General features: G+C 58.3%; 25 protein-coding genes. 12 read left to right on the top strand and 13 right to left on the bottom strand.

Going from position 1 to position 26,091, the window contains the following annotated elements:
• The first annotated feature begins 34 nt into the window (after positions 1-34).
• Positions 35-1,618, top strand: coding sequence for a peptide chain release factor 3 (locus tag JQ845_RS15930; RefSeq protein ID WP_003443795.1), 1,584 nt, complete (start codon positions 35-37; stop codon positions 1,616-1,618).
• 210 nt (positions 1,619-1,828) lie between these two features.
• Positions 1,829-2,125 carry a hypothetical protein gene (locus JQ845_RS15925; RefSeq protein ID WP_003443794.1) on the top strand — a complete coding sequence of 99 codons (297 nt, stop codon included), beginning with the start codon at positions 1,829-1,831 and terminating at the stop codon, positions 2,123-2,125.
• Positions 2,126-2,255: 130 nt separating this feature from the next.
• On the opposite strand, the gene JQ845_RS15920 is transcribed toward JQ845_RS15925, so the two are convergent.
• The 9 genes from JQ845_RS15920 to JQ845_RS15880 all read right to left on the bottom strand — a co-directional run bounded on the left by JQ845_RS15920 (position 2,256) and on the right by JQ845_RS15880 (position 14,084).
• A complete protein-coding gene (locus JQ845_RS15920; RefSeq protein ID WP_003443793.1) occupies positions 2,256-3,230 on the bottom strand; it encodes a peptide ABC transporter ATP-binding protein in 975 nt (324 codons plus the stop codon).
• Entirely contained in the window at positions 3,230-4,198 is a 969-nt protein-coding gene (locus JQ845_RS15915) for an ABC transporter ATP-binding protein (RefSeq protein WP_003443792.1), read from the bottom strand. The genes JQ845_RS15920 and JQ845_RS15915 overlap by 1 nt, the downstream gene beginning before the upstream one ends.
• 10 nt (positions 4,199-4,208) lie before the next feature.
• Positions 4,209-5,120 carry an ABC transporter permease subunit gene (locus JQ845_RS15910; protein ID WP_003443791.1) on the bottom strand — a complete coding sequence of 304 codons (912 nt, stop codon included), beginning with the start codon at positions 5,118-5,120 and terminating at the stop codon, positions 4,209-4,211.
• Between the two features lie 10 nt (positions 5,121-5,130).
• Entirely contained in the window at positions 5,131-6,141 is a 1,011-nt protein-coding gene (locus JQ845_RS15905; protein WP_003443789.1) for an ABC transporter permease subunit, read from the bottom strand.
• 76 nt (positions 6,142-6,217) lie between these two features.
• Positions 6,218-7,813, bottom strand: a complete 1,596-nt coding sequence (locus JQ845_RS15900; protein ID WP_010655566.1) for an ABC transporter substrate-binding protein — start codon at positions 7,811-7,813, stop codon at positions 6,218-6,220.
• An 86-nt stretch (positions 7,814-7,899) separates the two neighbouring features.
• A complete protein-coding gene (locus JQ845_RS15895) occupies positions 7,900-9,267 on the bottom strand; it encodes an OprD family porin (RefSeq protein WP_003443785.1) in 1,368 nt (455 codons plus the stop codon).
• A 164-nt stretch (positions 9,268-9,431) separates the two neighbouring features.
• On the bottom strand, positions 9,432-11,030 hold the full coding sequence (locus JQ845_RS15890; RefSeq protein ID WP_203009246.1) for an ABC transporter substrate-binding protein: 1,599 nt from the start codon (positions 11,028-11,030) through the stop codon (positions 9,432-9,434).
• A 295-nt stretch (positions 11,031-11,325) separates the two neighbouring features.
• On the bottom strand, positions 11,326-12,951 hold the full coding sequence (locus JQ845_RS15885; protein WP_003443773.1) for an ABC transporter substrate-binding protein: 1,626 nt from the start codon (positions 12,949-12,951) through the stop codon (positions 11,326-11,328).
• 419 nt (positions 12,952-13,370) lie between these two features.
• A complete protein-coding gene (locus JQ845_RS15880; RefSeq protein WP_203009245.1) occupies positions 13,371-14,084 on the bottom strand; it encodes an SIMPL domain-containing protein in 714 nt (237 codons plus the stop codon).
• Between the two features lie 312 nt (positions 14,085-14,396).
• On the opposite strand from JQ845_RS15880, the gene JQ845_RS15875 reads away from it, so the two are divergent.
• From JQ845_RS15875 to JQ845_RS15855, 5 genes are all read left to right on the top strand, one after another.
• Positions 14,397-15,659 carry an ATP-binding protein gene (locus tag JQ845_RS15875; protein WP_203009244.1) on the top strand — a complete coding sequence of 421 codons (1,263 nt, stop codon included), beginning with the start codon at positions 14,397-14,399 and terminating at the stop codon, positions 15,657-15,659.
• Positions 15,652-16,212 (top strand): response regulator transcription factor, encoded by a 561-nt coding sequence (locus JQ845_RS15870; protein ID WP_003443770.1) that lies wholly within the window; start codon positions 15,652-15,654, stop codon positions 16,210-16,212. The genes JQ845_RS15875 and JQ845_RS15870 overlap by 8 nt, the downstream gene beginning before the upstream one ends.
• 140 nt (positions 16,213-16,352) lie before the next feature.
• Entirely contained in the window at positions 16,353-18,068 is a 1,716-nt protein-coding gene (locus tag JQ845_RS15865; protein WP_003443768.1) for an ABC transporter ATP-binding protein/permease, read from the top strand.
• An 84-nt stretch (positions 18,069-18,152) separates the two neighbouring features.
• Positions 18,153-18,647, top strand: a complete 495-nt coding sequence (locus JQ845_RS15860; protein WP_003443766.1) for a hypothetical protein — start codon at positions 18,153-18,155, stop codon at positions 18,645-18,647.
• Between the two features lie 51 nt (positions 18,648-18,698).
• Positions 18,699-18,986 (top strand): PA4642 family protein, encoded by a 288-nt coding sequence (locus JQ845_RS15855; protein WP_003443763.1) that lies wholly within the window; start codon positions 18,699-18,701, stop codon positions 18,984-18,986.
• Between the two features lie 110 nt (positions 18,987-19,096).
• Here JQ845_RS15855 and mqo read toward each other — a convergent pair whose 3' ends face one another.
• Together mqo and JQ845_RS15845 are read right to left on the bottom strand one after the other, a co-directional pair.
• The gene (gene mqo, locus JQ845_RS15850; RefSeq protein ID WP_003443760.1) at positions 19,097-20,599 is read right to left on the bottom strand and encodes a malate dehydrogenase (quinone); all 1,503 of its coding nucleotides are present in this window, start codon (positions 20,597-20,599) and stop codon (positions 19,097-19,099) included.
• 736 nt (positions 20,600-21,335) lie between these two features.
• Positions 21,336-21,569, bottom strand: coding sequence for a hypothetical protein (locus tag JQ845_RS15845; protein WP_203009243.1), 234 nt, complete (start codon positions 21,567-21,569; stop codon positions 21,336-21,338).
• 159 nt (positions 21,570-21,728) lie between these two features.
• Between JQ845_RS15845 and JQ845_RS15840 the strand changes: the two genes are divergently transcribed.
• Positions 21,729-22,313, top strand: coding sequence for a YajG family lipoprotein (locus JQ845_RS15840; RefSeq protein ID WP_203009242.1), 585 nt, complete (start codon positions 21,729-21,731; stop codon positions 22,311-22,313).
• 59 nt (positions 22,314-22,372) lie between these two features.
• Here JQ845_RS15840 and JQ845_RS15835 read toward each other — a convergent pair whose 3' ends face one another.
• Positions 22,373-22,579 (bottom strand): hypothetical protein, encoded by a 207-nt coding sequence (locus JQ845_RS15835; RefSeq protein WP_003443751.1) that lies wholly within the window; start codon positions 22,577-22,579, stop codon positions 22,373-22,375.
• A gap of 137 nt (positions 22,580-22,716) precedes the next feature.
• Positions 22,717-23,880, bottom strand: a complete 1,164-nt coding sequence (locus JQ845_RS15830) for a 1-acyl-sn-glycerol-3-phosphate acyltransferase (protein WP_203009241.1) — start codon at positions 23,878-23,880, stop codon at positions 22,717-22,719.
• A 107-nt stretch (positions 23,881-23,987) separates the two neighbouring features.
• Between JQ845_RS15830 and JQ845_RS15825 the strand changes: the two genes are divergently transcribed.
• Genes JQ845_RS15825 through JQ845_RS15810 form a run of 4 tightly spaced genes read left to right on the top strand, consistent with a single transcriptional unit; the run spans position 23,988 to position 25,965 of the window.
• The gene (locus tag JQ845_RS15825; RefSeq protein ID WP_003443745.1) at positions 23,988-24,170 is read left to right on the top strand and encodes a CPXCG motif-containing cysteine-rich protein; all 183 of its coding nucleotides are present in this window, start codon (positions 23,988-23,990) and stop codon (positions 24,168-24,170) included.
• A 5-nt stretch (positions 24,171-24,175) separates the two neighbouring features.
• On the top strand, positions 24,176-24,436 hold the full coding sequence (locus tag JQ845_RS15820) for a putative signal transducing protein (protein ID WP_003443742.1): 261 nt from the start codon (positions 24,176-24,178) through the stop codon (positions 24,434-24,436).
• A 46-nt stretch (positions 24,437-24,482) separates the two neighbouring features.
• A complete protein-coding gene (locus tag JQ845_RS15815) occupies positions 24,483-25,109 on the top strand; it encodes an SOS response-associated peptidase (RefSeq protein WP_003443741.1) in 627 nt (208 codons plus the stop codon).
• 34 nt (positions 25,110-25,143) lie between these two features.
• Positions 25,144-25,965, top strand: a complete 822-nt coding sequence (locus tag JQ845_RS15810; RefSeq protein WP_127196807.1) for a M48 family metallopeptidase — start codon at positions 25,144-25,146, stop codon at positions 25,963-25,965.
• Positions 25,966-26,091: the final 126 nt, after the last annotated feature.

Raw genomic sequence — 26,091 nt, 5'->3', positions numbered from 1 at the left:
GCCCTTTTTTGAATCAATCGTCAGGCGATTTCCCATGACCAACCAGGCCGCCGAAGTCGCGAAACGCCGCACTTTCGCCATTATTTCCCACCCCGATGCGGGTAAGACCACCATCACCGAAAAGCTGTTGCTGATGGGTAAGGCGATTGCGATCGCCGGTACGGTGAAATCGCGAAAGTCCGACCGCCATGCCACCTCCGACTGGATGGAAATGGAGAAGCAACGGGGTATTTCGATTACCACGTCGGTCATGCAGTTCCCGTATCGCGACCACATGATCAACCTGCTCGACACCCCGGGCCACGAAGACTTCTCGGAAGATACTTACCGCACCCTGACCGCGGTCGACTCGGCCTTGATGGTGCTCGATGGCGGTAAAGGTGTTGAGCCCCGGACCATCGCCCTGATGGACGTTTGTCGTCTGCGGGACACGCCAATCGTCAGCTTTATCAACAAACTCGACCGCGATATCCGTGACCCGATCGAGTTGCTGGACGAGATTGAAGCTGTCCTCAAGATCAAGGCCGCGCCGATCACCTGGCCGATTGGTTGCTACCGCGATTTCAAGGGTGTTTACCACCTGGCCGATGACTACATCATTGTCTACACCGCCGGTCATGGCCATGAGCGCACTGAAACCAAAATCATCGAGAAGCTCGACTCCGATGAGGCCCGTGCGCACCTGGGTGACGAGTACCAGCGCTTTGTCGACCAGCTGGAGCTGGTCCAGGGTGCCTGCCATGAATTCAACCAGCAGGAGTTCCTCGACGGCCAGCTGACACCGGTGTTCTTCGGTACGGCACTGGGCAACTTTGGTGTCGATCACGTGCTCGACGCGGTGGTCAACTGGACTCCGGAGCCGTTGCCCCGGGTGGCCAACGAGCGCACGGTGGAGCCGACTGAAGAGAAGTTCAGCGGTTTCGTGTTCAAGATCCAGGCGAACATGGACCCCAAGCACCGTGACCGTATCGCTTTTATGCGTATCTGCTCGGGCAAATACGAAAAGGGCATGAAAATGCGCCACGTGCGCACCGGCAAAGACATCCGTATCGGCGACGCCCTGACGTTCTTCTCTTCCGAGCGTGAACAGCTGGAAGAGGCGTTTGCCGGGGACATCATCGGCTTGCACAACCACGGCACGATCCAGATCGGTGACACCTTCACCGAAGGTGAGAGCCTGAGCTTTACCGGTATTCCGCACTTCGCCCCGGAGCTGTTCCGTCGCGTCCGTCTGCGCGATCCGCTCAAATCCAAGCAGCTGCGTCAGGGTTTGCAGCAACTGGCCGAAGAGGGCGCCACCCAGGTGTTCTTCCCGGAGCGCAGCAACGACATCATTCTGGGTGCCGTTGGTGTGCTGCAGTTCGACGTGGTCGCCAGCCGCCTGAAAGGCGAATACAAGGTGGAATGCTCCTATGAGCCGATCACCGTGTACTCGGCGCGCTGGATTGATTGCGACGATAAGAAGAAGCTTGAGGAGTTCAAGATCAAGGCAGTGGAAAACCTGGCGATTGACGGCGGTGGTCACCTGACCTACCTGGCGCCGACCCGGGTTAACCTGGCGTTGATGGAAGAGCGCTGGCCAGATGTGAAATTCCGCGCCACCCGTGAGCATCACTAAGAGCCACGGAGTTCTGGTTAAAAAAGCGAAGCCTGCGGGCTTCGCTTTTTTTTGCCCGTAAATCCTCGAACCTCGGGTTACAAAAGCCCATAACAATTTCGGTCGGGTAAGTCCAAATAGATCTATTGCGGGCAAAAGCTTTTCGGGAAAAAGCGCCGCAGGCGGACTAGGTTTAAATCGTATCTTTCCTACGACAAGGTGGAGTTCGCGATGAGGCTTTTTCAACGCATGGTGTTGTTGCTCAAAGTATTGGTCTTGCTGACGGTGAGTGCTTCAGCCGCATGGGCGAGCAATCCGCTGACGCTTCCGGGAGTCGGGGCTTCGGCCACTGGTGTCGCTGGCCCCACGGTGCATGCCATCTACAAGTCTGACTCTGAACCTGGTGATCAGGGGCAGGGCGGAAGTTCGGGGGATGATGATCAAACGGACGGTGATGGTGGCGCGGATGGCGGTGGCGACAACGGCGACAACGGTGATGAAGGCGACGAGGGGGACAGCCAGTCCTGACAGTCAGAATCCGGCTTTGTCCCTGCTCCCCGGCCCGGTGACAGGATGCAGGAGCTGGATGTTACATGGCCCGTGGGAGCTGGCTTGCCAGCGATAAGGGTGCCCGGCTCCCACAGGTTGTTTGTCGGTGTTAAACGCTCAAGAACTGCTCCGCGTGATGGCAGGCAACCTGGCGGTTGTCCAGCAGGCGCAGGGCAGGTTCCTCTGTACTGCACAGCTCGGTCGCATAGGGGCAGCGCTTGTGGAAGGCGCAGCCCGACGGCGGGTTCAACGGGTTGGGCAACTCGCCGACGATTTTGATTTTCGGCTTGTTCGGGTCCGGGTGGATGGTCGGTGTGGCCGACAGCAGCGCCTGGGTATAGGGGTGCAACGGGCGGGTGTAGATCTCCTCCTTGGGCCCCATTTCTACCGGGCGGCCGAGGTACATCACCAGGACCTGATCGGCGACATGCCTGACCACCGCCAGGTTGTGGGAGATGAACACGTAGGCGGTGTTGAACTCCTGCTGCAAATCCATGAACAGGTTGAGCACCTGTGCCTGAATCGATACGTCGAGGGCGGAGGTCGGTTCGTCGGCCACCAGCACCTTGGGTTGCAGCATCATGGCGCGCGCCAGGGCGATCCGCTGGCGCTGGCCACCCGAGAACATGTGCGGGTAGCGATGGTAATGCTCAGGGCGCAAACCCACTTGCTTCATCATCGCCTGCACTTTATCGCGGCGTTCGCTGGCGCTCAGGCTGGTGTTGATCAGTAATGGCTCGGCCAACTGATCACCGACCTTTTGCCGCGGGTTGAGCGAGGCGTAAGGGCTCTGGAACACCATCTGAACGTCTTTGCGCAGTTGCTTGCGTTCAGCCTTGTTGGCCCCGGCGACTTCCTGGCCGGCGATTTTCAGCGAACCTGAAGACGGCTCTTCGATCAGGGTCAGGGCGCGGGCCAGGGTGGATTTTCCGCACCCGGACTCGCCAACCACGGCGAGGGTTTTGCCTGCCTCCAGTTCAAAGGATACGCCGTTGAGGGCGCGTACCAGGGCGTGGCCCTTGAACATGCCGCGGGACACTTCGTAGTGACGGGTGAGGTCACGGGCGGTAAGAACGACAGTCATTACGCCACCTCCTGGTTCAAGGGGAAGAAGCAGCGTACCTGGCTGTGAGCCCTGGGCTCCAGCGCCGGACGTTGCTGGCGGCAGGTGTCTTGTACATAAGGGCAGCGCGGCGACAGCAGGCAGCCCTGGGGACGGTCGTAACGCCCCGGCACGATGCCGGGCAAGGTCGCCAGACGGGAAGCCCCCATGCTGTGTTCCGGGATCGCCGCCAGCAGGGCTTCGCTGTAAGGGTGAGCCGGTACGTCAAACAACCCTGGCACGCTACCGACTTCGACCGCCTGGCCGGCGTACATCACGCACACCCGTTGCGCGGTTTCGGCAACCACCGCCAGGTCGTGAGTGATCAGCACCAGGCCCATGTTTTGCTCACGTTGCAGATTGAGCAGCAAATCCATGATCTGGGCTTGAATGGTCACGTCCAGCGCAGTGGTCGGTTCGTCGGCGATCAGCAGTTTCGGTTCGCCGGCAATCGCCATGGCGATGGCTACGCGCTGGCTCATGCCGCCCGAAAGTTGATGCGGGTAGGCTTCCATGCGGCTGGCCGCGCCGGGAATTTCGACCTTTTCCAGCAGCTCGATGGCGCGTTTGCGTGCTTCTTTCTTCGACATCTTCAGGTGCAGGCGCAGGACTTCTTCGATCTGGAAACCCACGGTGTAGCTGGGATTGAGCGCGGTCATCGGGTCCTGGAATACCATGGCCATGTCCTTGCCGACGATTTTCCGGCGTTGACGGGCGCTGAGGGTCAGCATGTTTTTGCCGTCGAAATTCAGCGCGTCGGCAGTGACGATACCCGGATGCTCGATCAGGCCCATCAGCGCCATCATGGTCACGGATTTACCGGAACCGGATTCGCCGACAATGGCCAGAACTTCGCCTTTATCCACAGACAGGCTCAAACCGTCGACCACAGGCACAGCCTTGGCGTCGCCAAAACGGACGTTGAGATTCTTGATTTCTAAAAGTGACATGGGAATCTCCTCAGGCGGCGTTCTTGAGTTTCGGGTCCAGCGCATCGCGCAGACCGTCGCCCATCAAGTTGATTGCCAGCACGCTGAGCAAAATGGTCAAACCGGGCAGACTGACGACCCACCAGGCGCGTTCGATGTAGTCACGGGCCGAGGCCAGCATGGTGCCCCATTCAGGGGTTGGCGGTTGTACGCCCAAACCGAGGAAGCCCAGAGCCGCAGCGTCGAGAATCGCCGAGGAGAAGCTCAGGGTGGCCTGTACGATCAGGGGAGCCATGCAGTTGGGCAGTACGGTGACGAACATCAGGCGCGGCAAGCTGGCACCGGCCAGGCGGGCAGCGGTCACGTAGTCGCGGTTCAGTTCGCCCATCACCGCAGCACGGGTCAGACGCACATAGGACGGCAATGAAACCACGGCAATTGCGATCACGGTGTTGATCAGGCCAGGGCCGAGGATGGCGACGATTGCCACCGCCAGCAGCAAGGACGGCAGGGCCAGCATGATGTCCATCAGCCGCATGATGCCCGGGCCGAGGATGCGCGGGAAGAACCCGGCAAACAGGCCCAGAATCACGCCGGGGATCAGGGAAATGACCACCGAGGACAAGCCGATCAGCAGTGACAGGCGCGAACCTTCGATCAGGCGTGACAGCAGGTCGCGGCCCAGTTCGTCGGTGCCCAGCAGAAATTGCCATTGGCCGCCTTCCAGCCACACCGGCGGGGTCAGCAGGAAGTCGCGGTATTGCTCACTCGGGTTATGGGGTGCGACCCAGGGGGCAAACAGGGCGCAAAACACAATCAGGCACATGAACATCAGGCCGGCAACGGCCCCTTTGTTCCTGGAAAAGGCGTGCCAGAATTCTTTGTAAGGCGAGGGATAAAGCAGGCTTTGATCCACTTCGGTAGCGTTGGTCGATGTACTCATGGTCAGAATCTCAGCGCTGGTGGCGAATGCGTGGGTTGGCAAAGCCGTAGAGGATGTCCACTACGAAGTTGACCAGAATCACCAGGCAGGCGATTAACAGGATGCCGTTTTGCACCACGGGATAGTCCCGGGCACCAATGGCTTCGATCAGCCACTTGCCGATGCCGGGCCAGGAGAAGATGGTTTCGGTCAGGACGGCGCCGGCCAGCAGGGTGCCGACTTGCAGACCCACGACGGTCAGTACCGGGATCAGCGCATTGCGCAGGCCGTGCACGAATACGACCCGGGCAGGTGACAAGCCTTTGGCGCGGGCCGTGCGGATGTAGTCTTCGCGCAGCACTTCGAGCATGGATGAACGGGTCATCCGGGCGATCACGGCCAATGGAATGGTGCCGAGCACGATGGCCGGCAGAATCATGTGGTGCAGCGCGTCCCAGAAAGCTTCTGGCTCGTCGCTGAGCAGGGTGTCGATCAACATGAAACCGGTTCTCGGCTCAATGTCGTAAAGCAGGTCGATGCGTCCGGAAACCGGGGTCCAGCCCAGGGTTACCGAGAAGAACATGATCAGAATCAGGCCCCACCAGAAGATGGGCATCGAATATCCCGCGAGGGAGATGCCCATCACCCCGTGGTCAAATAGCGAGCCTCGTTTGAGTGCTGCAATGACCCCTGCCAGAAGCCCGAGGATGCCGGCGAACAACAGCGCGGCCATCGACAGTTCAAGGGTGGCCGGGAACAGCGCTGAAAACTCGGTCCATACGCTTTCACGGGTTCTCAGTGATTCACCCAGGTCACCGTGGGCGAGCTTGCCGATGTAGTCGAAATACTGCTCATAGAGCGGCTTGTTCAGGCCAAGCCGTTCCATGGCCTGGGCGTGCATCTCAGGGTCAACCCGACGTTCACCCATCATGACTTCGACCGGGTCGCCCGGAATCATGCGGATCAGGGCAAAAGTCAGCAAGGTAATGCCGAAGAAAGTGGGTATCAACAACCCCACTCGGCGGGCAATAAAACTAAACATCGTGTGGTGTACCTCATCAGCCGGTTAGGCAGGTCCGCCAGAGCCCGGGTGGGCAATGGCGGGTGTTTTTATTGTTCTACTTCACCCGGGTGGTGGCGAAGTTGTTGTTGGTCAGGGGGCTAAGGATGTAGCCCTCGACGTTTTTGCGCATGGCGGTAAAGAGCATTGGGTGTACCACGTTAATCCAGGGTTGATCCTGATGGAATATCACCTGTGCCTGCTCATAGAGTGCAGCGCGCTGCTCGGGTTCAGTGATGTTGCGGGCCCTGGTGATCAGTGCTTCGAAGTCCTTGCTGCACCAGCGGGCGTAGTTTTCGCCGTTTTTGGCCGCCTCGCAACTGAGCAGTGGGGTCAGGAAGTTGTCCGGGTCGCCGTTATCTCCGCCCCAACCGGTGGAGACCAGATCATGTTCGCCACTTTTTGCACGCTTGAGCATTTCGCCCCATTCCATGACCCGGATGTCGAGTTTGATCCCGATCTTCTGCAGGTCGGACTGTAACAGCTGCGCTCCGAGCATCGGGTTGGGATTGGTCGGACCGCCACCATTGCGGGTGAAGAGGGTGAGTACCGTACCTTCGGGAACGCCTGCTTCCTTGAGCAGCGCCCGGGCCTTGTCCAGGTCCCGGGGCGGGCTTTGCATGTCCTTGTTGAAGCCAAGCATGGTCGGCGGGTAGGGGTTGATGGCAACCAGAGCATTGCCTTCACCGTGCACGGTGTTGAGGTAGGTCTGTTTGTCGAAGGCCATGTCTATGGCTTTGCGCACCCGCACATCGCTGAGGTATTTGTGGCTGGAGTTCATGGCGATGTAACTGGTCATCAGTGCGGCCAGTTCATCCACCTTGAGGTTCGGGTCCTTGCGGATGTTTTTGACTTCATCGGGCTTGGGGTACAGCGCGATCTGGCACTCGTTGGCCTTGAGTTTCTGCAGGCGCACGTTGCTGTCGGTGGTGACGGCGAAGATCAGTACGTCGCTGGGCGGCTTGCCACGGAAGTAATCCGGGTTGGCCTTGAAGCGCACCTGAGCGTCCTTGTTGTAGCGCACAAAAATGAACGGCCCGGTGCCGATCGGCTTGCTGTTCAGCTCTGCGGTTTTACCGGCCTTGAGCAACTGGTCGGCGTACTCGGCAGAGTAGATAGAGTTGAACGGCATGGCGATGTCCCGCAGAAACGGCGACTCGGCGTGGTTGAGGGTGATCTTGACGGTCATGTCGTCAACTTTGTCGACGCTCTTGAGCAGGTCTTTAAAGCCCATGCTTTCAAAGTAGGGGTAGCCGACCAGGGAAAGTTTGTGCCACGGGTGATTCGGGTCCAGCTGGCGCTGAAAGCTCCAGAGCACATCATCGGCATTGAGGGTGCGGGTCGGTTTGAAATAGTCGGTGCTGTGGAACTTCACGCCGGGGCGCAGATAGAAGGTGTATTCGAGTCCGTCGGGGCTGATGTCCCAGCGTTCGGCCAGGGCCGGTTCTACATCGGTGGTTCCGGGGGCGAAGTCGACCAGGCGGTTGAGCACGGTTTCCGCAGAGGCGTCGGCCGTCACGGCAGTGGTGTACTGAACGATATCAAACCCTTCCGGGCTGGCTTCGGTGCAGACCACCAGGTTTTTCGCCGAAACACTGACCGCTGTACTGAGCAGTGCCACAGCAAGAGCGGTGCGTAGTGGAAGTCTTTTCATGGCAACCCTTCTCCAATCGCTTGAACCAGCTAGAGGGTTACGGCTGATGCCCGGATCAGCCGTAACCTTGTTTTTTAATCGGGTGATTAAAGGATGTTGAATGGAATGGTTGTTACCAGACGGAACTCGTTGATGTTGCCGTCAGACTGGTTTTTGCTGGCGCGGTGCGTGGTATAGGTCGCGCGGATCGCGGTGGCCTTGAGTGGTCCGCTCTGGATAGCATAAGACGTGCCAACGCTGTACTCGTAGTGGGTTTCGCCGTCCATGTTCTTGACGTCATAGGCGGTGCCCTTGTAATGGGTACCGTCAATGTCCCAGCCACGGGCGTGGTAGGCGTTGAACTTCAGACCCGGGATGCCGTACTGCGCCATGTTGATGCTGTAGGCCAGTTGCAGCGATTTCTCGTTCGGGCCGTTGAAGTCCGAGAGCAAGGAGTTGGCCAGGTAAATGCCGTTGGTTTCGTGCAGGTAGTCGAAGTACTCGTCACCGACGATTTGCTGGAATGACAGCGACAGGGTATGAGCCTGGTGGCTCAGGGCGAAGGCCAGGCTGTAGGCGTCGTTGTTGATGTTGCCCAGGGCCTTGCTGCCGGTGTCGAGGGTCTTGTAGTAGTTGAAGTTGGTGTTCAGGCCCAGTACGGCGCTGTCACCGATGTCGTGCACGGCGCCGAAGTAGTACTGGTTCCAGAAATCTTCAACGTGGGTGGCATACAGCGTGGTTTTCAGATTTTTGAACGGCTGGTAGTTAAGGCCGGCCACACTGGCGCGATCGGTTTCTACGCCGGTGGCGCCGTATTCACTGCGGAACTTGCTCAGGCTTTGCTCGGTCCGTGGCGATACACGATCGAAGGAGCCGGCGTCGAAGGACAGGTTGTTGAACTCTTCACTGTGCAATCCCACGCCCTGGAAGCTGGAGGGCAATGCGCGGTTGCCGATCACGTCGATGGTCGGGCTGCTGAAGTTCTGTCGGCCTACGGTCAGCGTGGTGTTGGAGATGCGGGCGCTGAGGTTGGCCAGGCCCAGCTTGCTCCATTGACCGACAGCATCACCATCGCTGTGGGTCAGGGTGCGGTTGTTCGGTCCGGCGATGTCCTTGGCGTCGCGGTCAAGGGCAACGGCGTTGTAAGCCGCGACCTGGGTGCTGAAACCGACGGTACCCTCAGTGAACCCCGACCGGTAGTCGATGATGGTGCCCTGTACCCAGTTGATCCGGCGCGGAGTGGTTTCCCGGGTGCCATTGTGGTTGTAGGTAAAGCGATCATCACGGCGTTTGAGCTCGTTGGCGTACCAGTTACGCGTGGTACCGCCCAGTGTCTGCTCTTCAACAAAACCCTTGGTTTCACTTTGCGCGCTGGCGCCGGTTTTAAGTTCAGTCGCGATGAATTCTTCAGCAACTGCCATCGAGGCAAGGCCGCTGATGGATAAAGCTAACAATGCGCTGCTTGTGACTTTCATGGTTGAGGCTCCTTGGCTTTCTTTTTTTATTGCCGTTCTTTTTTGTTTGAATCGGCTGTTGTGGAACGTTTTGAAGCATTGCAAACGTTTGCGCTGCGCACGATCGGCGACACTTCAGCGGGCCACTGGAGGTGGCCTGCCGAGGTTGCAGCGAATCGGAGCAGTTAGTCGTTGAGACTCACGCCGGAGAAGGCGTTACGACCAAACGGGCTGACCTGGAAGCCTTCCACCTTGGCGCTGAGCGGCTGGTTGACCGTCGAGTGCGCTATCGGAGTCATCGGCACCTGTTGCTTGATCAATTGCTGGGCCTGTTTGTAGAGCACTGTGCGCTGGTCGCGATCGGTAACGATCTTGGCGTTCTTGACCAGGGTGTCGTACTCCTTGTTGCACCACATGGAGTAGTTGTTGCCGCCGATCGCATCGCAGCTGTACAGGGTGCCGAGCCAGTTGTCCGGGTCACCGTTGTCACCGGTCCAGCCAATCAGGCTGATGTCATGCTCGCCATTTTTGGTGCGCTTGATGTACTCGCCCCATTCATAGCTGACGATCTTGACCTTGAGCCCGATCTTGCCCCAGTCCGACTGCAGCATTTCAGCCATGAGTTTGGCGTTCGGGTTGTACGGGCGCTGTACGGGCATGGCCCACAGGGTGATTTCGGTGCCTTCCTTGACGCCTGCGGCCTTCAGCAGCTCTTTGGCTTTTTCGGGGTTATAAGGTGCGTCGACAATGGTTTCGTCATAGGACCACTGCGTTGGCGGCATGGCGTTGACCGCTTTTTGCCCGGCGCCCTGGTAAACCGCCTTGAGGATGGCGTCCTTGTTGACCGCCATGTCCAGCGCCTGACGCACTTGCAGCTGGTCGAAGGGCTTGTGTTGCACGTTGTAGGCGATGTAGCCCAGGTTGAAGCCCGGCTTTTCGATGACTTGCAGCTTGGGGTCGGCCTTGAGGGCTGCCACGTCCGCAGGGCGCGGGCTAAGGGAAACCTGACATTCGTTTTTACGCAGTTTTTGCATGCGCGCAGACGCGTCGACGTTGATCGAGAAAATCAGGTTGTCGAGTTTGACCTGGTCCGGCTTCCAGTAATCCTTGTTGGCCGCGTAGCGAATGTTCGAGTCTTTTTGATAGCGCTGAAATACGTACGGCCCGGTGCCCACAGGTTTCTGGTTGATGTCGCTGGGCTTGCCGGTCTTGAGCAACTGGTCGGCGTATTCGGCCGACAGGATCGAGGCAAAGCTCATGGCCAGGTTCTGGATGAACGCCGCGTCCACCGAGTTGAGTTTCATGATCACGGTCATCGGGTCGGTCTTTTCGACGCTGGCGATGTTCTTGTCCAGGCTCATCCCGGTGAAATACGGGAATTCGGTCGGGTAGGCCTTACGGAAGGGATGGTCGGCGCTGAGCATGCGGTTGAAGGTGAACAGCACGTCATCGGCATTGAAATCACGGGTCGGGGTGAACCATTTGGTGGTGTGAAACTTGACCCCGTCGCGCAGATGGAAGGTGTAGGTCAGGCCGTCTTCGGAAATATCCCAGCGGGTGGCCAGCGCCGGACCGGCAGCAGTGCCGCCTTTTTCAAATTCGGCCAGGCGGTTGTAAATGGGTTCGGCCGCGTCGTTGTCGGTGGCGGTGGTGTATTGCGCAGTATCAAAACCGGCCGGGCTGCCTTCGGAGCAGAACACCAGGCTGTTGGCGGCGTTCGCGAGCGGGCTGCCGGCAAGTACGCCGGCGCTCAATAGCACAGATAAAACCAGTGGGTTGCGCATGGCGTTCCCAATCCTTTTTTTTGTTTTTGGTCCCTGAACGCGCGCCGTGGGCTGGGCTGTTCAGTGGTTCGGTAGCATCAGCCAGAGAGCCGCACCCTGCGCAATAAACTTGCTGTACCTCGACGTTAGGACGTCGGCCTGCAGCCGTAAATGCGCCAGGCCTGACAATCACGTAGGAAACGTCTCGACGTCCTATAGCCTCTGCGTCAGTACGCAGCAGCTTCAAGATGAGGGGGATTTCCGTTGTCCTGGCAGGCAAGCGAGTGCGCCATTCAGGCCGCACTCGCCAGTGCTTTTATTTGCTGATGCCTACGCCGTAGAAGGACGTCAGGCCAAGGGGGCTGATTTTGAAGTCCTGGACGGTGCTGCGCATCGGTTGATACACCGTCGAGTGGGCGATAGGTGTCATCGGAACCTGCTCTTTGAGAAGGTGCTGCGCCTGTTTGTACAGCTTGGTGCGCTCAGCCACGTCGGTGGTGGCCTTGGCAGTCTTGATCAGCTTGTCGAACTCTGGATTGCACCACTTGGAGAAGTTGTTGCCTTCAATGGCATCGCAACCGAACAGCGTACCGAGCCAGTTGTCCGGGTCACCGTTGTCGCCGCTCCAGCCAATCAGCATCGCACCGTTTTCACCGCCCTTGGAACGCTTGATGTACTCGCCCCATTCGTAGGTCATGATCTTGGCCTTGATGCCAATCTTGCTCCAGTCCGACTGCAGCATTTCAGCCATCAGCTTGGCGTTGGGGTTGTAGGGGCGTTGAACCGGCATGGCCCACAGGGTGATTTCGGTGCCCTCCTTGATGCCTGCTTCCTTGAGCAGCTCTTTGGCTTTCTCAGGGTTGTAGGGCGCGTCCTTGATCGTGTCGTCATAAGACCACTGGGTGGGCGGCATTCCGTTAACCGCCAATTGCCCCGCCCCCTGATATACCGAATCAATGATTTGCTGTTTGTTTACCGCCATGTCCAGTGCCTGTCGCACCTTGAGCAGGGCCATCGGGTTGGGTTCGTTGCTGCCCTTGATCTTGTCCATGACGTTGTAAGCGATATAGCCGACGTTGAACCCAGGCTTTTCGGGCATCTGCAGGTCTTTGTCGGCTTTAAGTGCCGCGAGGTCAGCCGGGCGCGGGTAAATGGTGACCTGGCATTCGTTCTTTTTCAGCTTCTGGATGCGCACTGACGGGTCAGTGGTGATGGCGAAGATCAGGTTGTCGATTTTGACGTCTTCAGGCTTCCAGTAATCCTTGTTGCCGGTGTAGCGGATGTTGGAGTCTTTCTGGTAGCTCTTGAATACAAAAGGCCCGGTGCCGATCGGCTTTTGATTGATATCGGAAGGCTTGCCTTCCTTGAGCAGTTTGTCGGCGTACTCGGCAGAGCCTATGGATGCAAAGTGCATCGCCATGTTCTGGATAAACGCAGCATCAACCGTGTTCAGCGTGAACTTGACGGTCTTGTCATCGATTTTTTCCACCTTGGCGATGTTTTTATCCATGCCCATGTCGGTGAAATAAGGGAATTCGGTGGGGTAGGCCTTACGGAACGGCATGTCTTTATCGAGCATGCGGTTGAAGGTGAAGAGCACGTCATCGGCGTTGAAATCGCGCGTAGGCTTGAAATAAGGGGTGGTGTGAAACTTGACCCCATCGCGCAGGTGGAAGGTGTAGGTCAGGTTGTCCGGCGAAATGTCCCAGCTGGTGGCCAGGCCGGGCTCAACGTTGGTGCCTCCACGTTCGAACTGGCTCAGGCGGTTATAGATGGTTTCTGCTGATGCATCGAAGTCAGTACCAGTGGTGTACTGACCCGGGTCAAAACCGGCCGGGCTGCCTTCGGAGCAAAACACCAGATTGGTCGCCGCCTGGGCGAAAGGTGCACTGGCGAGCAGGCTGGCGCCCACTAGAAACGGAATGACCGCGTGTTTGAACATGGTGACCTCATGATTTTTGTCATTTTTGGTTTGAGGGCGACCTTGTGAGTCGACCCGGCGATACTTATGCACAGCCCATACCCAATGCAATATGCGTAGGCCAACGAACCGATAAAACGTGGAACGATCGTACAAGAATGTCGCTTATGTATAACTTCTGGCGCATTTGATCGTTTGCGTGGCGTTTTTCGACTCATTTAGTTACACGTATGCGACATTTCGGGTGCTGCTCTGCACTGGTATGGAGCGGGCTGTTACTTATCTGGATTTCAGTCGGGAAAAGATGTCAGCCAGTGCTGATTGGGGATGTAGGATTTATCCGATTGTTCATCCGTATGTTCCGGGTGCGGCTCCTGAAAACGCAAAAGCCCTTGCGGCGTGAGCACGGCAAGGGCTTTTGGTGTTGCGTCGGGGACTTATTACATCTGGACTTCAATCACGCCATCGGCGCTCATGCTGACTTCGCTGGTGCCGGCTTCGACATCGGGAGTCGGTGCGGCGTCCATCGCCGGTGCGGCGGCTTTCATCATCATCGCGCTGCGCATGTAGGGTTGCGGATAACCGTTGGTGTTGAGGTTCAGGTTGACGATCTTGTAACCCTTGCCGCCCAGTGCGTCGGTGGCCAGTTGAGCACGGGCCTTGAATGCGTTGACGGCATCCTTGAGCAATGCGTCTTCACTGGTTTTGCGGGTGGCGTTGGCGACGGTGAACTGCATGTTGCCCATTTTCAGGGTTTGCATCAGATCGCCGGTGAGCTTGGACAGTACGGCAAAATCTGTACTCTCCAGGCGTAGCTCGGCGCGCTCGCGCCAGCCGGTGATCTTCTGGGTCTTGTTGTCATAGATGGGGTAGCTGCTGCGATTGCCCTGGCGCAGGGTCACGGCCTTGACTTGCTTGGCCTCGCCAATGGCCTTGTTCATCGCGGTGGTGATTTCTGCGGCCAGCTTGGCCGAGTCGGTGTTCTGGGCTTCGGTGTACAGGGTCACGATCATCAAGTCGCGCGGCACTTCCTGACTGGCTTCGGCACGCAAGGACACCTGATTGTAATGAACCTCTTCAGCCAGGGCTGGCAAGCTGGCAAGTGCGCCGAGGCTCAGGGTCAAAAGGGCAGCGGTGGGCTGGAAAGTAGACATAAAGGCTCCTGGGGTGGGGAACGCAGTCCAGTCGTGCCAGCTGCGTCAGATCCTTAAGACTGTAGAGAGTGGCCATCAGTTCGCCCAGTTACATTTTCAATACATCTTCCAGCCGTATGCAGGAGCGAGCTTGTTCGCGAGTTCTTCGCTGCTGGATCCAGGCTCGCGAGCAAGCTCGCTCCTGCGGGTTGAGGGGCTGTTAGCCTGTTTTCTGACAAATACACTGTGGCCGTTTGCCGCACTTCTGTCTGTCAGGTCGCCTGCTTGGTTATACTCCCGGCGATTCGCCTGCAGCGCTCATCAGGAGAGCTCATGCTCGCCCCCGTACAGTTATTGTCAGAAACACGCCAAAACCTCTGGCGTCTTACCCTTATCCGCACTCTGGTGCTGGCCGCGCAGGCAGGTTCCGTCGGTATTGCCTACGCATTCGATCTGCTGCCGCTGCCCTGGTTCCAGCTGAGTGTGACCCTCGGGTTTTCCATGCTGTTGTGTGCGTTTACCGCTATCCGGCTGCGTACCACATGGCCGGTGACTGAACTGGAGTACGCGTTGCAACTGGCGTGCGACCTGTTTATTCACAGTGCATTGCTGTATTTCTCGGGCGGCTCGACCAATCCGTTTGTCTCGTACTATCTGGTGCCCCTGACCATTGCCGCAGTGACGCTGCCCTGGCGTTTTTCCGTGGTGCTCTCCGGCATCGCCCTGGCGCTGTACACCCTATTGATGATGCAGTCCTACCCGCTGGATGCGGGCGCCTTCTTCCGCGAAAAGCTGCAGATCTACGGCATGTGGCTGAGCTTTGCGTTATCAGCGGCAGTGATCACTTTTTTTGCCACGAAAATGGCCCATGAGCTGCGCCGTCAGGAAGAACTGCGCGCCCTGCGCCGTGAAGAAGGTTTGCGCGACCAGCAATTGCTTGCGGTCGCCACCCAGGCGGCAGGTGCGGCCCATGAGTTGGGGACGCCCTTGTCGACCATGAGCGTGCTGATCAAAGAGATGCGCCGCGATCACCTCGATCCGGAGCTGCAGGATGATCTGAGCGTGCTGCAGGACCAGGTCAAATTATGCAAAGAGACGTTGCAGCAGTTAGTACGTGCCGCCGAAGCCAATCGCCGCCTGGCCATTGAAGAGCAGGATGTTACCGACTGGCTGAACGAAGCCTTGAATCGCTGGCACTTGATGCGCCCGGAAGCGACCTATCGTTTTCACTGCCTGGGACACGCGCCGGTTCCGCGTATGGCACCGCCCCCCGATCTGACCCAGGCATTGCTCAACTTGTTGAACAATGCAGCGGATGCCTGCCCTGAAGGGCTGGAGGTTTGCCTGGACTGGGATGCCGTGGATTTGACGATCAGTATTCGCGACCACGGTCCGGGTGTACCGTTGGCCATCGCCGAGCAAATCGGCAAACCTTTTTTTACCACCAAGGGCAAAGGTTTCGGCCTGGGCCTATTCTTGAGCAAAGCCAGCGTGACACGCGCCGGCGGCTCGGTAAAACTCTACAGTCACGAGGATGGCGGCACGCTCACCGAGCTGCGCCTGCCACGTGTCGCCCGAGGAAACGAAAATGAGTGAAGAAATCCAGGTCGAAGGCGAAGAGCTGCCACATTTGCTGCTGGTGGATGACGACGCCACATTTACCCGCGTCATGGCACGGGCCATGGGCCGCCGCGGATTTCGCGTCAGCACCGCAGGGTCGGCTGAAGAAGGCCTGATCCTGGCACAGCAGGACCTGCCTGATTATGCTGCGCTGGATCTGAAAATGGAGGGTGACTCGGGGTTGGTATTGCTGCCCAAGCTGCTCGAACTTGACCCGGAAATGCGGGTGGTGATCCTCACCGGTTATTCGAGCATCGCCACTGCTGTCGAGGCGATCAAGCGCGGCGCCTGCAATTATCTGTGCAAGCCGGCCGATGCTGACGATGTGCTGGCAGCCTTGCTCTCCCAGCATGCCGACCTTGAAACCCTGGTGCCGGACAATCCGATGTCGGTTGACCGCTTGCAGTGGGAACACATCCAGCGCGTTCTGGGTGAGCATGAAGGCAATATCTCTGCTACGGCCCGCGCCCTGGGCATGCACCGCCGCACGTTGCAGCGCAAATTGCAGAAGCGTCCGGTTCGACGCTGAACCGCAGCTGTAGCCATGGTGTTGCGGCTTGCAACAAAATGGCTGCAGCCCCTAATCTGTATCGAAACGTGTCATAGCGTTACAGGCCGGTTGTCCTGACCGGCCTGCAGAGTGCTCTTTACTCCAACCGAGGCTGAACGATGAATCAGAACGCTGAGGCTTCTGTGGTGAATGATGCTGTGCGTGGAGATTTCATACCTCGGGTCTGGGGCCTCATAACACCCTACTGGCGCAGTGAAGAGCGGGCCAAGGCCTGGCTGTTGTTGATCGCGGTGATTGCCCTGTCGTTGGTCAGCGTGGGCATCTCGGTGTGGATCAACCACTGGTACAAGGACTTCTATAACGCGCTGGAGAAAAAGGACGGCGAGGCGTTCTGGAGCCTGATCGGTTACTTCGGGATCATCGCTGCGGTGGGGATTGTCGGCGCGGTGTACCGGCTGTATCTGACCCAGATGCTGACTATCCGCTGGCGACGCTGGCTGACCGAGCAGCATTTTTCACGCTGGCTCGCCCACAAAAATTATTACCAGCTGGAGCAGGGCGGTTATACCGACAACCCTGACCAACGTATCAGTGAAGACCTCAACTCGTTCACCGACAGCACCCTGACCCTGGGACTGGGCTTGATCCGCACCGTGGTCAGCCTGGTTTCGTTCTCGATTATTTTGTGGGGCGTTTCCGGCAGCATCGAAGTCTTCGGCATCACTATTCCCGGTTACATGTTCTGGTGTGCGTTGCTGTATGCCGCTGTCGGCAGCTGGCTGGCGCACTTGATCGGTCGACGTCTGATCGGTCTGAACAACCAACAACAACGCTTTGAAGCTGACCTGCGTTTTTCGATGGTCCGGGTACGTGAAAACGCCGAAAGTATTGCCCTGTACAACGGCGAACCCAATGAACATGAGCGCCTCAGCACCCGCTTCGACAAGGTCTGGAAAAACTTCTGGACCCAGATGAAGGTGCAAAAACGCCTGACGTTCTTCACCGCGGGCTACTCGCAAATCGCCATTATCTTTCCGTTTATCGTTGCGGCACCGCGCTACTTCGCCGGCAAGATCGAGCTGGGCGAGCTGATGCAAATCAACTCGGCCTTTGGCAACGTACAAGAGAACTTCAGCTGGTTTATCGATGCCTACGTCACCCTGGCCGCATGGCGCGCCACCTGCGACCGTCTGCTGAGTTTCCGGCAGGCCATGACCGACAACGAACAGCGTCCGCCGGCGATTGACCTCGAGACCCGGGGGCATGCCTTGAAGATTGATGATCTGAGCCTGGATCTGGCCGATGGCCGGCATTTGTTGCATGAGGCCAGCCTGCAAGTGGCGCCGGGCGAACGATTGATGCTCAGTGGTCGTTCCGGCAGCGGTAAAAGTACCTTGCTGCGGGCAATGGGAGGCCTCTGGCCGCAAGGCGGCGGGGCGATTCGCCTGCCGGAGGAACGCGGGCTGTTTTTGCCGCAGAAACCTTATTTGCCCATAGGCACTTTGCGTGACGCATTGAGTTATCCACAGACCGGCGACAGCTATCCGTCCGAACGTTATGAGCAAGTGCTGCGTACCTGTCGCCTGGAGCATCTGATTCCCAAGCTGGATGAGCCCAACCACTGGCAGCGCCTGCTTTCCGGGGGCGAGCAACAGCGGCTGGCCTTTGCCCGTGTGCTGCTGTATCGCCCGCAGTGGCTGTATATGGACGAGTCGACCTCGGCGATGGATGAGGAAGATGAGGCCATGCTGTATCAAGCCCTGATTGATCAGTTGCCGGGGCTGAGTATTGTCAGTGTGGGGCATCGCAGTAGTCTGACGCGCTTCCATCCACGGCATGTGCGGATTCAGGACGGGCAGTTGATTGCCCGCTAGGGAGGCGGGCGGGAGGCTGCGAGGGTCTCCCGATGCCCGCAGCCCGCATGCTAGAGTGCGGCTCCCTGCGTTCTGGAGCCCTACATGAGTCTTTTACTTCGCTGTGCTGCTCTGAGCCTGATGCTGGCCAGCCTGCCTCTGGTGGCGGCACCCGCCGCTACACCGCCCCTGCATGGGCAGTTCTTGCCTGCCGATGATCTTCAGCTGCGGGCCGGACAGCCCGAGCAACAGCAGTTGATGCTGGTGACCTCGTATTCCGTGGTGCTGGGCAGTCAGCGCCAGTCCAATCAGCAGCCGATTCCCGTAACGTCTCCCTTGTCGGTGCGATTGAAGGGCAAGCCGATGAGTCAGGGGGCGACCGTGCGCCAGGTGCTGATATCGTTCGATGGCGAAAGCAAAAGCCTGAAAAAGCCTGTGTTTGACAGCAAAACCCGGACCTTGAGCCTTTCCTATCCGCAGTCCCAATACCGGGTGGTGATGGATCTGCTGCGCAACGACACGGTCTACTGTCAGTTTTTGACCTATGCCAATGGCCATGTTTGGGCCGACTTGCACACCGGCAGCGTGCGCGCGCGTTGAGCCTTGGGTAAACTGCGGGCCCCGTGAAGTATCAGCAGGCTGGAGTCGGACATGCGTAAAGATAAGAAACAGTTGATTGGTGACGAGATCGGCGATGAGCAGATCAAATTGTTCCTGGACTTCGAGCCCGTGGACGCCACTTCGCCGTCGCTGCACAAACTGATCAAAGCCTATCGTGGTCTGCGCATCGACGATTTCGAGCGTTTCCTGACCTTCTTCAAGGAAGCCGGGTATGACCTGGATGGCAAGGATGAACAGGGCCAGACGTTCGTCGAAATCATCAAGGATCAGCGCCACGCTGCCGATTACATCGAGCTCATCGACAACGCCCGCGGTTAACCAGACGCGCCGCTGACGAGGTACGAGGCGGCGACCAGGGTGCAGCATTGTCGAAGCAACAAAAAAGCCCGTCCCCCAAAAGGGGACGGGCTTTTTTTCAGGCGCAGAGGTTACGCGATGCTGGTGGTGGTCGGTTCAACCAGTTCCAGCAACTCGGAGTTGCGGGTGCTGACTTCACGGTACAGCTGAGCATCGGTTTCGAGGACCTTCTCCCGGGCCGGGAAAATTTCCTTGAGCTTGGTCGCCCATTCGCCAGCAGCCTTTTGAGGGAAGCAACGTTCGATCAGGTCGAGCATGATCGAGACAGTTACCGAAGCACCCGGAGACGCGCCCAGCAGAGCGGCCAGCGAGCCGTCCCTTGCTGCAACCAGTTCGGTGCCGAACTGCAGCACGCCACCTTTTTTCGGGTCTTTCTTGATGATCTGTACCCGTTGTCCGGCCACTTCAAGACGCCAGTCTTCGGCTTTGGCCTGCGGGTAGAAGCGACGCAGGGAGTCCAGGCGTTGTTCCATCGACTGACGCACTTCGCTGACCAGGTATTTGGTCAGGTCCATGTTGTCCCGTGCCACAGCGAGCATTGGCCCGATGTTGCCCGGGCGAATCGACATCGGCAGATCAAGGAATGAACCGTGTTTGAGGAACTTGGTGGTGAAGCCGGCATAGGGTCCGAACAGCAACGATTTCTTGCCATCCACCACCCGGGTGTCCAGGTGCGGTACTGACATCGGTGGCGAGCCCACTGCCGCCTGGCTGTAAACCTTGGCCTGGTGCAGTTTGACCACTTCAGGGTTATCGCAACGCAACCACTGGCCACTTACCGGGAAGCCACCGTAGCCTTTGCTCTCTTCGATGCCTGAAGCCTGCAGCAACGGCAATGCCGCGCCACCAGCGCCCAGGAATACGAACTTGGCATCGATGTGCCGGGTAGTGCCGCTATTGGTGTCCTTGATGCTCACCGTCCAGCCGCTGCCGTTGCGCTTGAGGCCGGTGACCTTTTTGCTGTACTTGATCTGCGTGTCCGGTGCGCTGCCCAGGTGTTTGAGCAGTTGCTGGGTCAGGGCCCCGAAGTTGACGTCGGTACCCTGCATCACGCGGGTCGCCGAGATGGCCTGGTCCGCAGGGCGGCCCTGCATCATCAACGGCATCCATTCGGCCATTTTGCCTTTGTCTTCGGTGTATTCCATGTCTGAAAACGCGTGGTGCCGGCTCAGCACTTCAAAGCGTTTTTTCAGGAAGGACACGCCTTTTTCGCCTTCGACATAGCTCAGGTGAGGCACCGGGCTAATAAAGGATTTGCAGGAGCCGAAGGTCCCTTTTTGCGCCAGATAGGCCCAAAACTGCTTCGATACCTCGAACTGGGCATTGATATGCACAGCCTTTTTGATATCGATCGAACCATCTGCCGCCTGCGGCGTGTAGTTCAATTCACAAAGGCCAGCGTGACCGGTGCCTGCGTTGTTCCACGGGTTGGAACTTTCCGCGGCACCCGAGTCCATCTGCTCAACAACTTCCAGCTTGAGGCCGGGGTCGAGCTCTTTGAGCAGTACGGCGAGGGTGGCACTCATGATGCCCGCTCCAACCAGTACTACGTCGACTGCTTCGTTATGCGCCATTAACGCGTCTCCAAAATCTACGGCACCAAATTGACGGCATAGCTGCCAGGTCACCCGGGGCATGTTTGAGTCAGGGCCCCGGGTCACTCATGGCCAGGATCGCCATGTCCGATTATTCGCAATTTCTTGCAGCTTCAGCGCACGCTCAGACCAGGGCCTTCAGGGTTCATATGAACGCATTTCAGTACCCGTGAGGCAATTCGACTTAAGGTCTAGAGCGTCCGTTTGTGCAACCAAATCCGTAAGCGGACAGGCTTTCAGTCGTGTGCGCAGTAGCCCGCGACTGTCCTGCTTGGTGAGACTGTTTCAGACGCTAATGGTGCATGTTCAGACGCAAAACTTTTCATTTGCTCGCCACACTCTTGTGAAGTTGTGAAACCCGTTTTTTTTTCACGCTCTTTTGAAGACGTGAACCTCAAAAAAGGGCTGCCGCAAGCCTGGTACCTGACCCGTGAATGGCATGCCGCAAACGGCATAACGGGAAAAAAGCAGTGGCCTGGCCAATGGCAGCTCTGGCAGATCGAGTAAAGGCGGTGGTTTGCGCAGTGAACAGCAAGCTCGCCAGCTTCACATGATCTGTGTGGGCGACTCTCTGTGGGCGGTGCCGGGGAGCTAATACAAGCGCATTAGCGGTGCTGCGAGGCCCGATCAGGAGACGTCCTTATAATCGGGGGGAGATTGTAACGAAGAAACGCGGGCAATTGATCCTGTTAAATGACTTTTATTGGTTCGCCAGTCAAAGACCTAACAGCGGTAGCACCGCCGAACGCGTTGCACGCGAGGGGATACTGGCGCTGGCGGGTAGTACCTGGTGTAACCAGTTGAGGCGGATTTCTTCGATTTCGACCCAGGCATCGCCGACGGGCGGTTGTTTGCATTGCTTGAATGCCTGGCAGCGGCCTGCGCTGTCCAGTCGGGCGAAGCAGCGACGGGGGCGGGTAAAGCTGAGCAGCGACCATAGACTGTTCATGGGCGGGCACCTCGGGAGTCAGTAACGCAAACACTACCGGCATGAGGTGACAGCCCCATGTATCGGTCATGACAAGGGGGTGACAGCAAGCGGCTAGTTAGCAAGTGCAGTGCACCGCTATACTGGCGGCCTGTTTTACCCAGTCCTGGAGAGATGAGCATGTTGCAACGCCTGTTGTTCGGTTTGATTACTGTGACCAGTTTGACCCTGGTCGGCTGTGCCCACAGCCCGCAACAACTCAGCCCGCAACCCAAGCTGACCGCGCAACTGGCGCCAGTGGGACGTGGTCAACCGGTGGTGGTGCGTGTGGTGGACGGTCGTCCGGGGCCGACTCTGGGCACCCGTGGCGGCATGTATCCGGAGACCAGCGCGATCAGCGTCAGCAGCGCAGATCTGATCCCCAAGCTGCAAGCCCAGGCCGAAGCGGCTGTGCGTCTGTTGGGCTACACGCCGACGTCCAATGCGATGAATGCGCCAACCCTGACCGTGACCCTGGCCGAACTGAAATATCAGTCGCCCAAGGACACCATGTACGTGACCGAAGCGACCATCGGCGCAACCTTTCGCTCTGATGTGAAAAACGGCGGCCGTACCTATAGTGGCCGTTACGGCGCGTCGCTGGACCAGCGCTTTGGCATGGCACCGAACCAGGAAACCAACACCAAACTGGTGAGTGAGGTACTGAGTGATGCCCTGACCCGAGTGTTTAAAGACCCGGCTATTGGTCGTTTGCTCGGCGAGTAATGCCAGTAAGACAAAAAGCCTGGACTCTGTGAGTTCGGGCTTTTTTATGGGCAAAGGTATCAGGCGGCTTCGGCATACAGTTCAAGCCGGCTGACGCCGGTCAGCAGGTCCAGCTCGGGCAAGTCGGCATGGGTGTGGCCGCTGAGTGCGCAATAGACCAGCCAATGGTGATCCTGGACGTTGAATGCCAGACCTTCGATCAACGCCTGCTGTTCATCGCTGGGAGTGATGAGGTAGAGGCGGTCCTGGTTTTCTGCGTGCAGCATGACAAGCTCCGTGTCGGTGTCGAGGGGCCATAGAGTGACCTCTCTACATGACGATACGGTGACAGCTGAAATTACCCTGTGCCTGCAGGCGCGAGCTCTTGAAATCTCACGAGCCCGCGCCTGCAGCAGAGAAGGGGTTACAGAGGCAGGCCGGCCTTGACCCGATACTGGTTACGCACCGGCATTGCATACTGCAACACCAGATACGGCCGGTGTTCGACAGGGCAGGCGTCCATGCGGCGTTGCCATTCTTCCTGGGCCTTGGCCAGTTCTTCGGCAGGGAACACTTGCGCAGCCAGTGGAACCTGCAGTTGCGGGTCGGCATCACTCCATTGTGCGTACGCCAGGTAGTGCGCCGGGAACAGGCGATAGCCGCTCAGAATATGCCGGTCCATTTCGCTGGCCAGCAATTTGCTGTCCTCGAATGGCTCGCTGACAGGTGTCGAAAAGTTAACGTGCACACGGCCCTTGTAGCCGGTAATGCCGTTGGCAATGCTGGTGTCGTCTTCGCCCGCAGCCTTGCTGTAAGTGCCCGTGGTGGCGCGTATGTACAGCTCGCGAGCCTTGGCCTGGTCACAGGGGTCGTATTCGTAGCTGATGGACACCGGAGTCAGGTTCAGTGACTGAATAACCTCGGCAAACGGCTCGTTTTTACGGCTCATATGGAACATTTTCAGAATCGCCGAATCAGTACGGTCATCACCGTCCTTGGCGCGGCCTTCAGCCTGTGCAATCCAGATCGACTGGCAGTCGTTGCGAATCGAATGGTTGATATAGGCCGACAGCAACTGATACGCCGCCAGCTTTTCACGGCGGCCGGTGATCGAGCGATGCACGATGAAGCTCTTGTTGAGGCGCATCAGATCGCTGACAAAGGGTTTTTGCAGCAGGTTGTCGCCAATGGCGATCCGCGGTGTTGGCAGGCCAGCGTGATAAACCGCGTAGTTGACGAAGGCCGGGTCCATCACGATATCGCGGTGGTTGGCCAGAAACAGATAGGCATTGCCGGCCTTCAACTGCTCGACGCCGGTGTAGGTCACACCGTCAGTTGCGTTTTCGATGGTGCGGTCGACATAGACTTCGACCTTGTCCTGTAAGGTGGCGACAGAAGTAACGCTGGCGAACTCTTTACGCAGACGATGCGCTATAAGGGGTTTTAACAACCAGCCGAAAGCGCCGGCCAGGCGCGGAAAGCGAAAGTGGGTCAGGATATCTAGAAACGCCTTGTCGCCGAGCAGCCGGGCCAGCACTGCTGGGACTTCTGCGTCGTCGTAAGGTCGGATGGTATCGAATTCGCCCATCATGCTCTCTTGTTGGAAACGGCTAGGGTTAGTACACAGGGCAGGACAAAAATAATAGCCCTGCAAATAGACGGCGATTATACGCACAAGTCACTCTGGAGACCGCGATGCTTGAGACTGAACACTACGATTGCCCGTATTGCGGTGAGGTGGCTGAAGCCGTGCTCGACCTCTCGGGTGGCGATCAGACCTACGTTGAAGATTGCCCCGTGTGTTGCCGGCCGATTGTGTTCCATCTTCAAACCGACGGTCAGGAGTGGATGCTTGATGTGCGTAGCGAGAACGAGTGATCACCATGCGCCGCATCTACGAGCCCCAGAATCTGATGGAAGCCGAGCTATTGCTGGGCATGCTTGCCAGTGAAGGGGTAGAGGCCCGACTGGACGGGGCTGATCTGGTCGGGGGGACCGGCGAGTTGCCGGCGCTCGGGTTGCTGGGGTTGACGGTGGCCGATGATCAGGCGCAATACGCGCGCCAGTTGATCGATGCGTACAATGCGGCGTCACCCGTGGCGGGCGATGAGCCTGAAAGCTTCCCGGATGTACTGATCTGCTGATCAGTGAATATTTTTTTGCATCTATATAGAAGAGTTGTGCTGCCCCATGTGTGGACGTTTTGCCCTGTTTCGCTGGAACCCTGCATTTGCAGCCTTGCCCGGTTTTCCGGCGGATCAGCAGGCCCAGTGGAACATTTCACCCAATGACTCGGTATTGATCCTGCGTGCCGGTGCCGAACCCGGCCAGCGTGAACTGGCGCGGGCACGCTGGGGGCTGACCCCGCCGTGGCTGACTGACCTGTCGCGCACCCCGGCCCATGCCCGGGCCGAAACCGTGGCCGAGCAACCGATGTTTCGCGATGCCCTGCGCCAGCGCCGTTGCCTGATCCCGGCCAACGGTTTTTACGAATGGCGTGGGACCACGCGTAAAAGACCCTACTGGCTGACGCCGGGTGAGGGCGCTTCGCTGTTTTTTGCCGGCATCTGGGAGGCCTATCCGGTCGAGGGGCATGTGTGGCTCAGTACTGCGGTGATTACTCAGGCCGCCGCCAGTCAGCGTCGACCGCTGATTCTGGATGAGGCCGGGCAGCAGGCCTGGCTCGACCCTGAAACCCCGCTGCAGGACCTTCAGGCATTGCTCGCCAGCCCGCAAACGCCATTGCGCGAACGGCCGCTGGCCAATCTGGTCAATGATCCAAAACTTAATGCGCCCGAGTGTCTGACACCGGGTTGAGATACGATGCGCGCCATGTTTATGGAGAGTCATGATGGGTAAGTTAGCGGTAGTGTGCGCGGTGGGCGCCGGGGTATTGCTCGCAGGTTGCCAGGCGGTGAACACCACCAGTGGCGGCGCGGTAGGGGTTGAGCGCAAGCAGTACATGTTCAGCATGCTGTCGAGTCAGCAAGTGGATCAGATGTATGCGCAGTCGTACCAGCAGACTGTCACCGAGGCCAGCAGCAAAGGCGCACTGGACAAAACCAGCGCCAACGCCAAGCGTTTGCAAGCCATTGCCAACCGCCTGGTTGCCCGGGCGCCGTTTTTTCGTCCGGATGCCGCGCAATGGAACTGGGAAGTCAATCTGATCAAGAGCGATGAGCTCAATGCCAACTGCGGCCCGGGCGGCAAGATCATTTTCTATAGCGGGATCATTGATCAGCTCAAGCTCAGCGACGACGAAATAGCCGCCATCATGGGCCATGAAATTGCCCACGCCTTGCGCGAGCACGGGCGTGAATCCATGTCTAAAGCCTATGGCATCGAGATCGCCAAACAGGGCGCGGGGGCGTTGTTGGGCCTGGGCCAGGACAGCCTGCAACTGGCCGATACCGTGGTCAACTACAGCCTGACGCTGCCCAACAGCCGCAGCAACGAAAACGAAGCCGACCTGATCGGCCTTGAGCTGGCTGCCCGGGCGGGTTACAACCCGAATGCAGCGATTACCCTGTGGCAGAAAATGGCCGCGCAAGCGCAAGATGCGCCGCCGGAATTCATGAGCACCCACCCGGCTTCCAGCAGCCGGATTGCAGCATTGCAAGCGGCGATCCCCAAGGTGATGCCGCTGTATGAGCAAGCGCCGAAGACCCAGTAGGGTTCAGAGCGCAGTGTTCCCATAGCCGGCAAGCCAGCTCCCACAATTCAGACCGCCTGGTGGGAGCCTGGCTTGCCGGCGATTGCATTGGCCTGCATCGCAGAGCGTCTGCAGGGATCAGTGGCC

It is taken from the genome of Pseudomonas paraversuta (genome assembly GCF_904063065.1).
GTDB lineage: Bacteria > Pseudomonadota > Gammaproteobacteria > Pseudomonadales > Pseudomonadaceae > Aquipseudomonas > Aquipseudomonas paraversuta.
Note: the sequence above shows the minus strand (reverse complement) of the source record. Positions and strands in the feature narration are given on the sequence as shown.

Coding starts and splice junctions, on each gene's coding strand:
- JQ845_RS15920 (WP_003443793.1), bottom strand. CDS start 3,230: ATGACTGTCGTTCTTACCGCCCGTGACCTCACCCGTCACTACGAAGTG.
- JQ845_RS15885 (WP_003443773.1), bottom strand. CDS start 12,951: ATGTTCAAACACGCGGTCATTCCGTTTCTAGTGGGCGCCAGCCTGCTC.
- JQ845_RS15845 (WP_203009243.1), bottom strand. CDS start 21,569: ATGAACAGTCTATGGTCGCTGCTCAGCTTTACCCGCCCCCGTCGCTGC.
- JQ845_RS15895 (WP_003443785.1), bottom strand. CDS start 9,267: ATGAAAGTCACAAGCAGCGCATTGTTAGCTTTATCCATCAGCGGCCTT.
- JQ845_RS15815 (WP_003443741.1), top strand. CDS start 24,483: ATGTGTGGACGTTTTGCCCTGTTTCGCTGGAACCCTGCATTTGCAGCC.
- JQ845_RS15915 (WP_003443792.1), bottom strand. CDS start 4,198: ATGTCACTTTTAGAAATCAAGAATCTCAACGTCCGTTTTGGCGACGCC.
- JQ845_RS15840 (WP_203009242.1), top strand. CDS start 21,729: ATGTTGCAACGCCTGTTGTTCGGTTTGATTACTGTGACCAGTTTGACC.
- JQ845_RS15865 (WP_003443768.1), top strand. CDS start 16,353: ATGAATCAGAACGCTGAGGCTTCTGTGGTGAATGATGCTGTGCGTGGA.
- JQ845_RS15860 (WP_003443766.1), top strand. CDS start 18,153: ATGAGTCTTTTACTTCGCTGTGCTGCTCTGAGCCTGATGCTGGCCAGC.
- mqo (WP_003443760.1), bottom strand. CDS start 20,599: ATGGCGCATAACGAAGCAGTCGACGTAGTACTGGTTGGAGCGGGCATC.
- JQ845_RS15880 (WP_203009245.1), bottom strand. CDS start 14,084: ATGTCTACTTTCCAGCCCACCGCTGCCCTTTTGACCCTGAGCCTCGGC.
- JQ845_RS15855 (WP_003443763.1), top strand. CDS start 18,699: ATGCGTAAAGATAAGAAACAGTTGATTGGTGACGAGATCGGCGATGAG.
- JQ845_RS15930 (WP_003443795.1), top strand. CDS start 35: ATGACCAACCAGGCCGCCGAAGTCGCGAAACGCCGCACTTTCGCCATT.
- JQ845_RS15830 (WP_203009241.1), bottom strand. CDS start 23,880: ATGGGCGAATTCGATACCATCCGACCTTACGACGACGCAGAAGTCCCA.
- JQ845_RS15905 (WP_003443789.1), bottom strand. CDS start 6,141: ATGTTTAGTTTTATTGCCCGCCGAGTGGGGTTGTTGATACCCACTTTC.
- JQ845_RS15910 (WP_003443791.1), bottom strand. CDS start 5,120: ATGAGTACATCGACCAACGCTACCGAAGTGGATCAAAGCCTGCTTTAT.
- JQ845_RS15900 (WP_010655566.1), bottom strand. CDS start 7,813: ATGAAAAGACTTCCACTACGCACCGCTCTTGCTGTGGCACTGCTCAGT.
- JQ845_RS15825 (WP_003443745.1), top strand. CDS start 23,988: ATGCTTGAGACTGAACACTACGATTGCCCGTATTGCGGTGAGGTGGCT.
- JQ845_RS15925 (WP_003443794.1), top strand. CDS start 1,829: ATGAGGCTTTTTCAACGCATGGTGTTGTTGCTCAAAGTATTGGTCTTG.
- JQ845_RS15875 (WP_203009244.1), top strand. CDS start 14,397: ATGCTCGCCCCCGTACAGTTATTGTCAGAAACACGCCAAAACCTCTGG.
- JQ845_RS15810 (WP_127196807.1), top strand. CDS start 25,144: ATGGGTAAGTTAGCGGTAGTGTGCGCGGTGGGCGCCGGGGTATTGCTC.
- JQ845_RS15820 (WP_003443742.1), top strand. CDS start 24,176: ATGCGCCGCATCTACGAGCCCCAGAATCTGATGGAAGCCGAGCTATTG.
- JQ845_RS15870 (WP_003443770.1), top strand. CDS start 15,652: ATGAGTGAAGAAATCCAGGTCGAAGGCGAAGAGCTGCCACATTTGCTG.
- JQ845_RS15890 (WP_203009246.1), bottom strand. CDS start 11,030: ATGCGCAACCCACTGGTTTTATCTGTGCTATTGAGCGCCGGCGTACTT.
- JQ845_RS15835 (WP_003443751.1), bottom strand. CDS start 22,579: ATGCTGCACGCAGAAAACCAGGACCGCCTCTACCTCATCACTCCCAGC.